The organism is Synechococcus sp. MU1625 (assembly GCF_020514205.1).
Lineage (GTDB): Bacteria > Cyanobacteriota > Cyanobacteriia > PCC-6307 > Cyanobiaceae > Parasynechococcus.
This window is the reverse complement of the sequence record NZ_VTLA01000011.1, coordinates 15,392-28,310: the sequence shown is the minus strand read 5'-3', so window position 1 is coordinate 28,310 and position 12,919 is coordinate 15,392. Positions and strand designations below refer to the sequence as shown.

13 protein-coding genes are annotated in these 12,919 nt (G+C 59.8%); 2 read left to right on the top strand and 11 right to left on the bottom strand.

Translation table 11 applies throughout. From position 1 onward, the window contains the following. Position 1: 1 nt before the first annotated feature. Positions 2–1,171: an efflux RND transporter periplasmic adaptor subunit gene (locus FZX13_RS12445; protein WP_226409816.1), complete on the bottom strand. Its 1,170-nt coding sequence runs from the start codon at positions 1,169–1,171 to the stop codon at positions 2–4. 51 nt (positions 1,172–1,222) lie between these two features. On the opposite strand from FZX13_RS12445, the gene ychF reads away from it, so the two are divergent. Continuing rightward, the gene (ychF, locus tag FZX13_RS12440) at positions 1,223–2,314 is read left to right on the top strand and encodes a redox-regulated ATPase YchF (protein ID WP_226409815.1); all 1,092 of its coding nucleotides are present in this window, start codon (positions 1,223–1,225) and stop codon (positions 2,312–2,314) included. Positions 2,315–2,478: 164 nt separating this feature from the next. Here ychF and FZX13_RS12435 read toward each other — a convergent pair whose 3' ends face one another. Continuing rightward, positions 2,479–3,555, bottom strand: a complete 1,077-nt coding sequence (locus FZX13_RS12435; RefSeq protein WP_226409814.1) for a hypothetical protein — start codon at positions 3,553–3,555, stop codon at positions 2,479–2,481. 162 nt (positions 3,556–3,717) lie between these two features. After that, the gene (locus FZX13_RS12430) at positions 3,718–4,971 is read right to left on the bottom strand and encodes an MFS transporter (protein ID WP_370630825.1); all 1,254 of its coding nucleotides are present in this window, start codon (positions 4,969–4,971) and stop codon (positions 3,718–3,720) included. 23 nt (positions 4,972–4,994) lie between these two features. On the opposite strand from FZX13_RS12430, the gene FZX13_RS12425 reads away from it, so the two are divergent. Then, positions 4,995–6,641: an alpha/beta hydrolase gene (locus FZX13_RS12425; RefSeq protein WP_226409813.1), complete on the top strand. Its 1,647-nt coding sequence runs from the start codon at positions 4,995–4,997 to the stop codon at positions 6,639–6,641. Here the strand turns inward: FZX13_RS12425 and FZX13_RS12420 are convergent. The 8 genes from FZX13_RS12420 to ruvC all read right to left on the bottom strand — a co-directional run bounded on the left by FZX13_RS12420 (position 6,635) and on the right by ruvC (position 12,902). Next, positions 6,635–7,654: an ABC transporter permease gene (locus FZX13_RS12420; RefSeq protein WP_226409812.1), complete on the bottom strand. Its 1,020-nt coding sequence runs from the start codon at positions 7,652–7,654 to the stop codon at positions 6,635–6,637. The two genes, FZX13_RS12425 and FZX13_RS12420, sit on opposite strands and share 7 nt — an antisense overlap. Beyond that, positions 7,654–9,186: an ABC transporter substrate-binding protein gene (locus FZX13_RS12415; RefSeq protein WP_226409834.1), complete on the bottom strand. Its 1,533-nt coding sequence runs from the start codon at positions 9,184–9,186 to the stop codon at positions 7,654–7,656. Before FZX13_RS12415 ends, FZX13_RS12420 begins: the two co-directional genes overlap by 1 nt. A gap of 116 nt (positions 9,187–9,302) precedes the next feature. Further along, a complete protein-coding gene (locus FZX13_RS12410; RefSeq protein WP_370630823.1) occupies positions 9,303–9,476 on the bottom strand; it encodes a hypothetical protein in 174 nt (57 codons plus the stop codon). Between the two features lie 152 nt (positions 9,477–9,628). Beyond that, positions 9,629–10,948 carry a homoserine dehydrogenase gene (locus tag FZX13_RS12405; RefSeq protein WP_226409810.1) on the bottom strand — a complete coding sequence of 440 codons (1,320 nt, stop codon included), beginning with the start codon at positions 10,946–10,948 and terminating at the stop codon, positions 9,629–9,631. Positions 10,949–11,007: 59 nt separating this feature from the next. After that, the gene (locus FZX13_RS12400; RefSeq protein ID WP_226409809.1) at positions 11,008–11,430 is read right to left on the bottom strand and encodes a SufE family protein; all 423 of its coding nucleotides are present in this window, start codon (positions 11,428–11,430) and stop codon (positions 11,008–11,010) included. Positions 11,431–11,437: 7 nt separating this feature from the next. Beyond that, positions 11,438–11,857: a hypothetical protein gene (locus tag FZX13_RS12395; RefSeq protein WP_226409808.1), complete on the bottom strand. Its 420-nt coding sequence runs from the start codon at positions 11,855–11,857 to the stop codon at positions 11,438–11,440. Between the two features lie 35 nt (positions 11,858–11,892). Then, a complete protein-coding gene (locus FZX13_RS12390) occupies positions 11,893–12,441 on the bottom strand; it encodes a 5-formyltetrahydrofolate cyclo-ligase (protein WP_226409807.1) in 549 nt (182 codons plus the stop codon). After that, positions 12,438–12,902, bottom strand: a complete 465-nt coding sequence (gene ruvC / locus FZX13_RS12385; protein ID WP_115025320.1) for a crossover junction endodeoxyribonuclease RuvC — start codon at positions 12,900–12,902, stop codon at positions 12,438–12,440. The genes FZX13_RS12390 and ruvC overlap by 4 nt, the downstream gene beginning before the upstream one ends. Positions 12,903–12,919: the final 17 nt, after the last annotated feature.

The window sequence follows — 12,919 nt, the reverse complement described above, 5'->3', positions numbered from 1 at the left end:
ATTAATCGCGGCGATCAGCCCAGGGAGGCAGATCGATGAACACGCGGGTTCCTGACTCGAGACCGTTCAGGATCGCAGTCTGGTCGCCGCTGCTGTTGCCCAGTTCCACCGGCTGGAAACGTGGTTTCTGGTTGTCATCGACCAGCAAAACGCCAGGTTTACCCTCCTCCGTCACGATTGCCACGGTGGGCACCAGGAGTTTCGGTGCACTGCGCCCGGTTTGAAAATTGATGTCGGCGGTCATGCCGATCAGCAGTTTTTTGGGCGGATTGACGAAGTTCAGCTTCACTTCGAAGGAGGTGACGTTGTCTTCTTTCTCAGCGCGGGGGGCAATTTCACTCACCTGTGCGGAGAAGCGTTCATCGGGGAAGGCGTCAACGCGGATCTCGGCGTTCTGGCCAGTCACGATGCGTCCGATATCGCTTTCCGGAACGCGGGCGCTGACTTCCAATCCCTGCGACAGCTCAACAATCGACGCGCTCGTGGCACCTGCGGTTGCCGAGGCGGCGGTGGTGGGGGTTACAAACGATCCAGGTTCGGTGTAGCGGGCGGTGATGGTGCCGGCGAAGGGCGCGCGGATTCTCTGCTCACGGCTCTCCTGTTCCAATTGCTCTAAACGTTCTCGAGCTGCAGTCAAGCCCGCCTGTCGGGCCAGCATCTCGAAGCGCACGTCGCTGAAGTCGTCAGCGCTGATCACGCCACTGGCATACAGCTGGCTACGACGGTCGAAATCCTCTTTTTTGGTCTGGAAGTTGGCCTCTGCCTGGCGCAGCAGCGCCTGCCTCTCTTGCAACCGATCCTCGAGATCCGCTTGATCCATCACCGCCAGCACCTGGCCTTCCTCCACAACATCGCCTTCATCCACCAGCAGTTCATCGAGCACCCCCTGCTTGCGCGGACTCACGTTCACCTTCTGCTGGGCCTGCAGTTCGCCGCTGGCAGTAATGACCCCGGAGAGAATTCCCCGCTCAGCGGTGGTGGTGAACGGCGTTAAGTCCCTCTGACGGTTGCTCCAGGGACCGAACCGCATCAGCAGGACTCCTCCACCGCAGAGGGCCAGCAACAGCAGCCCAACGATCGCGGCTTTGGGTCGTCTGGATCGCGCTTTCGTTACTGAAGCAAGCTCTGCCTCAGGCGATTGGGACGCAGGGGAGCGCAAGGACTGCAGCATGGACCCACAAAACTTCATAACAGTCTCGCCGTTGGCCGGTAGATTCCGCCGATGCTTAAAGCCGGAATTGTCGGATTGCCCAATGTGGGCAAGTCCACCTTGTTCAACGCATTGGTGGCCAACGCCCAGGCGCAGGCTGCCAATTTTCCGTTCTGCACGATCGAACCCAATGTCGGCAGCGTGGCAGTCCCAGATGAGCGGCTGGATCGGCTAACCGAACTCAGCAACAGTCAGAACACCATCCCGACCCGCATGGAGTTCGTGGATATTGCTGGATTGGTGAAAGGGGCCAGCCAGGGCGAAGGTCTGGGCAACAAGTTTCTGGCCAACATTCGTGAGGTGGACGCGATCGTTCACGTGATCCGTTGTTTCGAGGACGATGACGTCATCCACGTCTCGGGATCCGTTGGACCGTCCCGAGATGCGGAGGTGATCAACCTGGAGCTGGGTCTGTCTGACCTGGCCCAGATCGAAAAGCGACGGGAGCGTCTGAAGAAGCAGATGCGTACCAGCAAGGAAGCACAGCTCGAGGATGCTGCGTTGGGGCGGATTCAGGCTGTGCTTGAGAACGGTGGCGCGGCCCGCAGTGTCGAGCTGGCAGATGAGGAGGCTGCCTTGATCAAGCCCTTGGGGCTGTTAACGGCCAAGCCAATTATCTACGCCACCAATGTGAGCGAGGAGGATCTTGCCGATGGCAATGCCTTCTGCACCGAGGTGAATGAGCTGGCGGCCAAAGAAGGGGCCGAAACGGTGCGGATTTCAGCCCAGGTTGAAGCTGAGCTGGTCGAACTGGGTGACGACGAGCGCGCCGACTACCTCGAAGGTTTGGGGGTGACTGAAGGGGGTTTGCAAAGTCTGATCCGCGCCACCTATCGCTTGCTGGGTTTGCGCACCTACTTCACCACCGGTGAAAAGGAAACCCGGGCCTGGACGTTCAAGGCTGGGATGACCGCACCGCAAACCGCTGGGGTGATCCATACCGACTTTGAGCGAGGCTTCATCCGAGCTCAGACGATCGGTTGGGAGAAGCTCTTGGAAGCTGGATCACTGGCAGAAGCACGCAATAAGGGTTGGCTGCGCAGTGAAGGAAAGGAGTATGTGGTGGACGAAGGTGATGTAATGGAATTTTTGTTCAATGTCTAATCAAGATCTGCTTCGGATTTATGAATATCAGAGTAGAAATATGTGCGTGGAATTGGATTTTGCTTCTAGGTTTTAATGGCAATATGTTTTGCGATTTTAATGTGCTGGCAATTTTTTGATGGATAAGTATAACTTCATGATGGCAAAAATATCTTCGGAATTGTTTAGCGGTTTGGGAAGATTAGATCGATCAATCGTTTCGGGGGTGAAGATTTTTCAGCGGATTGTTGTCGCATGATGCGGCCAAGCAATCGTTGCGCAGAAGCATGCATGCGCATTTCAGTTTCTATGGATCCTGGGGTATAAACAGATCGTCTGCGATGTTCGGCTTTGTTGGGTTTGGAGAAAGCTTCGTCCCAGCTGCAGTTCCACGCTGCTTGGGCGAATTTCGCGTTATTTTTCTCGAAATGTCGCGTCACTTTTTTGGTCAGTTTGCGTGAGTATCCCCAGAAAGATGGATCGCGCCAAAGCTGTCGTTGCTCCTCTTTGAGAATGATCTGAGAGGAATTTTCAATCACTTTTGGGGAGATATTACGCTCCTTGAGGAGTTGGCTTAGTAACCTGGCCAGCCAAACGCCTCTGGTTCCTGGGCTGCGGTTGTAGTGGCGCTGGGGACAGGGTTTCCATGACAGTTCTGTCGAGAGGTTGATCGCGAAAATGAACTGCTCAAAAGGATCCAGGTCCCCTTGGCGGAACGGAAGAAAACTCACCTTTAGGCCCTTGTCTCTCGCTTTGAGTAAGGGCTGGAAATAGCTCCAGAAATCAAACACATCCTGGCGGCGTTCGATTTTGCCTCGCTTGGTTTTCTCGTTCTGGAGCCTTCCCTTTAAGGCATCGTCAACAAACTGCTCAAAGGTTTGGTGGTGGTAAAACCGCCGCAGTGAATAGATGTATCTCGAGTTGATGTAGTCGAGCTGGCTGCGGATGAAAATTACAATGTGAAGCTCATAGCCTGCTTCATCCGCCATCGCCTCAAGTTGCCGGATGCAGTCGGGATCGGTGAGGGGGACGGCGAATTGCTCCGCACTGAGAAGGCGATGCGATCCCTTCAATTGTTGCTTGAAGAAAGCCTTCCAGCGTCCGCTCCTCTGTTTGCACAGCTCAGCTGCGAGTTTTTTCGGTTTGGGCTTGCAGTCCACTGGGTCCTGCAGGCTGACGCCTTGGCTCTTTAGGAGATCACGATTGCGGTGCAGCCGTTCTTGGATGTACGTCGAGGCTGTTTTGTGCGTGCCGGCATGCACGATCAGCTGAGGCCGTTGGATCCCTCGGGGCTGGCTGGCCGCGCCTGATGTTTGTTCCGTCATGGCTGATCTCAATCCTTCGATTGCCCGATTGGTGGCCTTCGACCTTCGCTTGCGTTCATTGTCGCCTCGCTATTGAACGATCAGAGACGGTTGCCTTGACTACCGAAGATTGCCTGGACTGCCTGCCACGGCATCAATGCGCTGTTGCTTTTTTCCAGGTAGGTGCGCATCAGTATTGATTGCTGTCGCTCGATACCGCGGTTTCAGGCTGCGAAGGGTCGGTACCACGACAATGCAGGCTCCTCCCATCAACAACCAGAGCACGAGGCCGTTGCTCTGAAGATCCAATAAGGCTCCTCCAGCGAGGGGCGCCACGATGGCGCTGATGGCGAAGCACTGGGAAAACAGTGCCATGGCCAAACCCCGGTGTTCCGGTGGAGTCTCTTCAATGACCGCTTCTGTGGCTGTGGGAAGGAACGCTGCCTGAGCGAACGCCATCGGCAGCAGAGCTGCCAGCACGAGTGCTGTTCCGCTTTCAAAAAGGGACGAAAGCGCGATTAAACCGCAGCCAACACTGAATCCCGCAAGGCTCAGGCCCAGGCCGAAGGCAACGCTTCGCTCCGCCAGCCAACGACCCACCGGCCACTGCAGGCTCACCAGCAGGGTCAGCTGCAGAGCGATGAGGGCACTGCTATGGCTTTCGCTCAGGGCCGGTCTCAAGAGCCCCCCGCGCACTAAATCCAGGGGAAGTGCACTCTGCTGAAGGGCAAGAATTCCTGTCGCCACCACGCTGATCACCAGCACCGGCAAAAGGGGAAGCAACCAGGGCAGACGGGAGGTTGGCAGTTGATCTCCAGGTTCTGGGCTGTTACGGCTGAGGACGCGATACGGCGGGCCATCTTGGAGCGGATAAAGGCTGATCAGCACCAGGACGGCTCCCATGCACACCGCCTCAACGCTGTACACCGTCCGCAGGGTGCCCAGGGTTGCGGCAGCGGTTCCGATCAACGTTCCGATGCCGATGCCGAGAGCATCGGCGCTGCGCACCAGGGCGTACCCCTTGCCTGAAGGCAAGCTTCCGCAACTCAAGGGAACGGCCAATTCGATCGCAGGCCAATACAAACCAGCTGCACAACCGAGAAGAAGTTGTCCAACGAGGTAGCTGTTGTAGTTGTCGGCCTGCAGCAAGATCAGATCCGCCGCAATCGCCAACAGCGTTGTGCCCCTGACTGGCCACGAGCAACGGATGCCTCGATCGAGCAGTGCACCGCTCAGAAGACGCACCACTGTTCCAATCAGGGCTGAGACGGCCAGCCCACTGCCAACCTCACGCGCAGAGAAATCGATCGCATGAAAGATCAGTGGTGTCATAAACATCACTCCGCCTGCACCGATGGAGGCCAGGAACCTCAGTCGGGTGACATTTCTCAGAGGTGATGGAAACTGGTTCCACCACCGCAGAGGGTCAGGCGTTGCTGCGCGGACGCTTAACAGGACGATGCATCGCGATGGGCTTGCTGGGCAGTCTGCTGCTCAGCACGGGCGGATCGTGGCCTGTTCGCTCCACAGAACACGTGGAGGTCAAGATCGATGGCGTGGTTTTACCTGTTTCCGTTGAGGAACTCGGTGCCTTTGTGCGGTCACCAGAGGGTGATCCATCGCAGTTCTCCCGATCGGAGCTGTCCACCTGGATGCGTCTCCTCGCTCCAGAAAGTAAAGAAGGGCTGATTCGTCTGTTGAAGGCTCCGGTTCTCTCCCGGCGCAGCCTCGGACGTCAAATGCTCAGCAGCTGGGGTGCCGGCCCACTTCTGGATGCGCTGGGGGAATTGATTCGGGTGGAAGACGGTGGGCGTCTTAACAGTGCGTTGGTTCTTTCCACGCTCGAACTGCTGCTTGAACAGCAGGAGACCGTTTCGACATTGGATGTGCTGGATGCTTTGCCAACCCAGCAGCTGCGTCTGGATCTCGATGCGCTCGTGGGTGCCGCCAATCGCTGGAAGCTGGAACTGAAGCGACATCACAGGCTGATGAACTCGCTTGGCCTGGAAGAAGCGCGTTTGCAGCCTCTCCCCCCAGGTGAGCGTTCGCCCTTGTCAGACGGGTCCCGTCCGTCAACGCTGTCCGTCGGCCATCGTCAGCGTCCATTGCAACTGGAACGCTGGATCCCCCAGTCGCCCCGTGACGATCGCACCTGGGTCTTAATCATGCCCGGCCTTGGCGGCGATCCCAATCACTTCCACTGGCTCGCTCGCTCGCTGATGAAGGCGGGCTGGCCTGTGGCGTTGCTTGAGCATCCCGGCAGTGATGCCACTGCCGTTCAGGCTTTGCTCGAGGGGCGTCAGTCGTTTGACGGCGCTGAGGTGCTCCAGCAGCGGCTGGCTGATCTTGAGGCGGTGCTGGATGCGCAACGACAGGGCGACTTGAACATCCCCGGAGACGAGGTCGTGCTGATAGGGCACTCCCTGGGAGCTTTAACAGCGCTGCTGGCCAGTGGGGCGGCAGTGGTGCCTGGGATGGATCAGCGCTGTGAAGGGGCGTTGGCTGGCTTGCCCCTCACCAACCTCTCGGAATTGCTCCAGTGCGAACTCGCTGCAGGGCGAGTGCTCGAAGGCAATGCGATGCTTCCGCTCCCTCGGGCGGTGGTGGGGCTCAACAGCTTTGGTGGTTTGATCTGGCCCCACCGCTCCAGCCAGGCGTTGTCACTTCCCATGCTTCTGGTCGGTGGCACTCTCGATCTGATTACCCCTGCTTTGGATGAGCAGGTGGCTCTCATGGTTGGACTGTCGCAGCATCCCGCCAGCAGAGTGGTTGTTGTTGAGGGGGCCAGTCACTTTTCGCCGATTCGTGTGGATGGCCAGGAGTCGGCCTCGCAAGGTGACGATCTCTTTCGACTAGGTGAGGAGCTGGTGGGGGTGAATCCCCTCAGCGTGCAACGGGTGATTGCCTTTGAACTCATCGGCTTCCTCAATTCCCTCAGCGCCGGACCTTCCCGCCAGGATTCCCTCCACCTCAAGGATTCGACGTCAATGACGCGGTGGCATCGCTTGGAGCGTCGGCGGGCTTTGGAACTGATGGGTCAGTAACGCACGCGCGGATCGAGGGCTGCCACCAGCAGGTCAACGGCAACACTCACCAGCACCACCAAGGCGGCGATCACCACCACGATCCCTTGAACGACGGGGTAGTCCCTTTGGTTAATGGCTTCCTGCAGGCGTAGGGCGATGCCAGGCCAGGAAAAGGTGACTTCAATCAGCAGGGCTCCACCAATCAACGATGCCACGGTGATGCCGGCGATGGTGAGCACGGGTAGCAAGGCATTTGGGAGCCCGTGGCGCAGGATGACCTGACGCTCACTCAGACCACGGCTGCGCGCCGCTTCCACGTAGTCGCCGCGCAGGGTGCGTCGCAGGTTCAGACGCAACGCTGTTGTGAAGGTTCCGCTGAGAAGCAGTGCCAGGGTTCCTGCGGGCAGGATCAAGTGACGCAAGGTGCCCCGGAAGGCTGACCAGTTGCTCTGCAGCGCGCTGTCAAGCAGGAAAAAGCCGCTTCCATCAGGGGGAAGAAGACTGGGTGGGAATCGCCCGCCCACCGGCAGCCACCCCAAGCTGACGGCGAACACCAATTGCACCAGCATGGCGACCCAAAAGGGCGGCAGTGCATAGGTGCCCAGTCCGTAAAGGCGGCCGCCAAGATCAAGGTTTCCTTCCGGTCTGGCGATGCCGCTGAAGCCAACGCTCAGCCCGACCACAGCGGCCATCACCAGTGCAATGACGCTCAGCTCCAGGCTGGCGGGCAAAGTTTTGCCGATGATCGTCCGCACTGGCTCCTGGTTGATCAGGGCCTGTCCCAGGTCTCCATGGAGTAAACCGTTGAGATAGCTGAGGTACTGATCCAGCAACGACTGATCCAGTCCCAGCCGAGCCCTCATGGCAGCTTTGGCGGCAGCAGGTGCCCGGCTGCCGAGGACCGCATCCACCGGATCCCCAGGGGCGACGCGCAGCAGCAGGAACACCAGGCTGGCGATCAGCCACAACATCAGAGGCGCCAGAGCGAGGCGGGTGGCGCTGTAGCGGGCTAGGTCTCGGGCACGTCCCATTAGTTGTTTGTCGTTCCTTCGAATCGGCGCTCCAGTTCAGCGAGCATCAACTGACCACTGCCATCAAATTTTGGAGGGCTGAGGTTCAGTTGGGCCCAGGCTCGAGGTGAATCCAGCCAGACGGGGATGTAGGCGGCACCGTTGGCCGAGAGATGTTCCACGCGATCCAGGGCGTTCCGACGTGCGTCGCCAACCAGCGTGTCGGTTTCTAGAAGAGTGGTCTGCAGACCCGGTGCACTCCAGAAGCTGCCGCTGATCGCCGCTTCACCATCGACACAGTGGTCGCCCTTCACCGATGTGCAGCTCAATAGCGGCGTCAGATACGCCTCAGGGTCGGGGTAGCTGCCACGCCAATCCAGCATCACCGCTTTGAAGGCACCCTCCCCCAGTTGGCGGTAGATGGTTGTGGACTCAACGCCATCAAGCTCCAACACCAGGCAGTCGGGGAGGTCACGTTGCACCTGGGCCTGCCAGGTGAGGGCTAGCAGTTTGTCGGCGGGCACATTGGAGCGGAAGGTGAGCGGAAAGCGCAGGGGGCGGCCGTTGCAGTAGCCAGCAGCCCGGAGCAGTTCGCGGGCCTGGTTGGGGTTGTGTTTCGGCCATGAGGCCAGGGCTCCGCCGGGAAGGCTGGGGGGCACGAGCGCCCGAAGCGGACGGCGGAGGCCGTAGCTCACCCTCTCACTGATCTCAGTTCGGTTGAGACTGACGGCCAGGGCACGTCTCAGGTTGGGGTCCCGGAATGGATCCTGATTGCTCAGCAAGGTGATGTAGCCGATCTCCATCGCCGGGCCAACAGACTCGTGCAGGTCTCCTGCGATGGCCTGTTGATGCAGGGTATGGCGTTGGTCTTCGTCGATGGAGGCGGAGAGCAGCAGATCCACCTCACCACTGCGCAGAGCCCCATACAGCGCCGTGGAGTTGCTCAGCGTGATCAGATCCAGCCCGTTGTTGCGTGGTGCCTCCCCCCAGTACTGGGCAAAGGGTTCCAGCCTTTGCTGATGTTCGCTGAAGCGGGTCAGTTTGTAGGGGCCTGTTCCAACAAAGCGATCGTGCAGAAACCGGTCCTGGTGACTGCTGTAGGCCTTCGGTGAAATGGGGGTGAGGTTGATGGACGTCAGTAACCCACGCAGTGAAGTGGATGGGCGACTGAGGAGTAGACGCAAGGTATGAGTGTCCGCTTCCTCCACCGATGCGATGCGATCGCCCACCACGTAGCTGAGGGTTCCAATGTTGAGGAAGCGCCGCAGGCTGAAGGCCATGGCTGCGGCGTTAAACGGCGTTCCATCGTGGAAGCGCACATCGGTGCGCAGTGGAATCGTGACGGTGCGTCCGCCATCACTCAGAACTGGAGCCGATGCCGCCAGGCGTGGCTCCAAGGATCCATCACGCTTGAGGCGGTAAAGCGGATCCCCCAGGGCGCTGATCAGTTGCGTGGCACTGAGGGTACTGGCCTGAGCTGGATCGAGAGAACTGATTCGTCCTGCTGATCCCACCGTGATGCGGGTGCTCGGGGGTGGTGCTTGGCAGCCCATCTGAGCGAGGGCCAGAACGAACCCTATGAGCACCCCACCGCACGTCCGTGTCGTGGGGCGATCGGTGCGCTTCAAAGGGCCTCGGGCATCAACTGGTCGGCCTATTCAACAGCGAGTTAGCCGACCTGGCGAATCCGCTCCATGGAGATTTCGAACACCGGTGAACCCTCGCTTCTTTGAAGAGGCCAGCGGCGCACCCAGCACCGATCGTGATCGCCATCGACGCCGATGACCTGATACGTGTTGTCATCACTGTCCAGGCTGACGCAATCCCCTTGATGCACAGTCATCGGGTTGATCCCCTCCTGCAGAGAGCAGCCTTGACCCGGGACCGAACAGATGAGGTTCTGCATGAACCGTTTCGTGCACAAATCCGTGGATCCGGACCTGGGCTGTGAAAGTTCTTGACATTCTGGCGTATGCCCGAACCCATCCGCCAGTTCTATTTGTCTCCCTGGAGGCAGCCGAGGTGAGCGGCCAGGCCTAAAACCTCAGGAAGGGCCTGGATCGCTTGGAGGGCCTCATCCATCTGGCGTTGACTCACTTCATGGGTGATCACAACGATCTCGGCTCCGGCGTCACTCGCATTGAATTGCACGATCGACTGGATGGAGACTTTGCGTTGGCCGAAGCAGCCGCCGACATTGCCGATGACTCCCGGGGCATCTTTTGTCTTAAAACGCACGTAATGGCGTTGGCGAATGTCGCCTGACTCGACCAGGGCGCAGGGCCGCCAACTCCCCGCAGCCAGTAGGGGGTCCACCTTGCCGGGGCCGTCGCTGGCCTGGCGAATTCCGGCGATGTTGAGAATGTCGGCAACCACCGCGGAAGCCGTCGGGCCAGCCCCCGCTCCAGGGCCGTAGAACATCACCCGGCCGATCGGATCACCTTCCACAAGGATGGCGTTGTTCACACCGTTGACACCCGCTAGGGGGTGGTCCTTAGGAACGAGAGTCGGCTGCACGCGCAGAGAGAGCGGCAGCGGATCGCCACTTGCCGCCATGCGCTCAGCCACAGCCAGCAGCTTCACGCCATAGCCGAGCTGGTTGGCGTAATCCACATCCACACCCTGAAGGCCACTGATTCCTTCGGTGGGAACCGCGGCGCGCTCCACACTGCCGCCGAACGCAAGGGTGGCCAGGATCGCGATCTTGTCGGCTGCATCGAGGCCATCCACATCCGCTGCCGGGTCGGCTTCGGCATACCCGAGGTCTTGGGCATCCTTGAGCACCGCGTCGTAGGCGGCTCCCTCCTCAGCCATCCGGGTGAGGATGTAGTTGGTGGTGCCATTGATGATGCCGCTGACGCGGTTGATGCGGTTGCCACCAAGGGACTGCTTCAGCGGCTCAATGATGGGAATCCCCCCACCGACGGCGGCTTCGATCAGCACGTACACCCCGGCGGCTGCAGCGGCTTCAGCGATTTCCTGGCCGTGGCGTGCGATCACGGCCTTGTTGGCGGTCACCACGGATTTGCCTGCTGCGATTGCCTGAAGAATCAGGCTGCGGGCTGGTTCCAGGCCACCGATCACCTCCACCACAACGTCCACCGCCGGGTCCTGAATCACCGCCGATGGATCGGTGGTGAGCAGGCTCTCGTCCAGGACCACGGGGCGGGGCCGGTTCAGATCGCGGACGGCAACCCGGATCAGCTCCAGTTCATTGACCAGCGGGTGGCGTTCGCCGGGACTCTGGAGGATTGAAGCCACTCCACCGCCAACCGTGCCCAGCCCCAGCAGACCCACGCCGACCTTTGCTGCCATTCCCTCTGATCCGTGTTGGAACGATTTTGAGCGACTCTATGTATTGGCGTGATTTCGCTTCAGTTCTCCAACTGCCTGGCCTGTTCCTGCATGGCCAGAAGGATGTTGAGGAAGCCATTGGCGCGCGAAGGCGTCAGGCTGGCCTGAAGACCAGTCGCAGCAATAAAGGCCGGGTCCACCGCCTGCACCTCGGCCGGGGTCAGCCCATCCAGACCCTGGATCAACAAGGCCAGCAGCCCCTTGGTGATCAGAGCATCGGAGTCTCCCCGCCAGCGCATCACCTCGTCATCCAGGGCGCCCCGTACAAAAACCTGAGACACACACCCCTTCACTTTGATGTCTTCGGTTTGCTCTTCTGCCGGCATAGGAGCGAGCTTTTTTGCCAGCCAGAGCACGTATTCGTAGCGGCGTTTTGGATCAGCAGTGCCGCCCAATCGCTCCACCATCCGGTCGAGGGCATCACTGCCAGTGCTAGTGGCCATGGCGGGCTCAGTCGTTTCGACGTCGCACGCTAACCAGCAGCCCCACCAACACCAGGCTGAAGGGGAACACGACCACCTCGTTCAGATTCACGGCGCCATCTTGAACCGGGAGCTCCAGGTAGTCGCGGTGGCCCGGACCACCGTCCACCTGAAGATCGACGGTGCCGTTGACCACCGTGCTGAGATCGAGGCTGAGGCGTCCGTCTGCATCGGTGCGGCCCAGTTCTTGCCCAGGGGTGCCATCGGCATTGAGCAATCGCACAACGGCACCTTGGGTGGGTTCCCCGTTGGAAAAGTTGCTGCTCAGTTGCAGATCACCATCGAGATAGTGCAGAGCGCTTTCGATCTGATGGGCTTTGGCGGGAGCCAGAACCGTGCCTTGAAGAACCGCGCTGAGTAGGACCAGTGGAGCCAGCAGACGCAGCATGGAAGGGCGATCAATGGAGCCCATGATGCGGTGAGTCAGGTCGGCCGACCAGCACCCTGCTCCGTGATCCACCCTGTGAAAGGAAGATCCCAGGGATCGCGGGGCAGCAGTTCGGTCGCCATGCAGGCTGAGGGCAGCACCACCCAGGCTGGTGTGGTGGCCCAGGCGGGATCAGCCCTGAGACGGTCGTAGTAACCACCGCCATAGCCCAGGCGGATTCCATCACGGTCAATCGCTAGCGCCGGCACCAGCAGCAGCGCTAATTGATCGGGCCGAAGAGCCTCTCCCTCGGCGGGCGCAGGAATGCCGCAGCCATCCGGCTGAAGAGGTGCTTTGGTCCAGCTCCGATAGATGAGTCCTCCTTCGCCATCGGCAACCGGCAAGGCCAGCGGCGGATGGAGAACATCACGCAACGGACGTAAATCCGCCTCACCCGGTAGGGGCCAGTAGATCCCCACATATCCGTTGCCACAGATTGACCTGCCGACCAGGTTCACCACCGCTTCCTGGATGGCGCGGGTGGCAACCTCTCCCAATTGGCGCTGCTCTCTGAAGTGATGGCGCAGCATCTGCTTTGCGCTCATCGCTGCAGCCACGCTGTCAGAGCGACCGCCAAGGCATCGGCCGCATCATCCGGCCTTGGTGGTTCATTCAGATTCAACTCCCGCATCACCGCCTCCAGGACTTCGTCTTTCTCGGCATGCCCAAAACCCGCCACGGCGAGTTTGATTTGCATGGGGGGGAATTCCACCATCGGGATCTTGAAGCGGGCCAGCGTCATGACCACGACTCCGCGTGCCTGAACCACGTTGATGGTGTTGCTCGATCGGTAGAAGAAAAACTTCTCCACGGCGGCCAGATCCGGTCGCCAGATCCGGATGAGTTGGCGCAGGTCACCAGCGATTTCAACCATTCGGTCACCATCCGAGCGACCCGGGTCGGTCTGGATGATGCCGCAGTCGAGCATGCGCTGGCATCCGTCGTCGATGTCGATCACCCCATAGCCCACCCTGGCCAGGCCCGGGTCGATGCCGAGGATGCGCATGGGCTGATTGTGGTGGG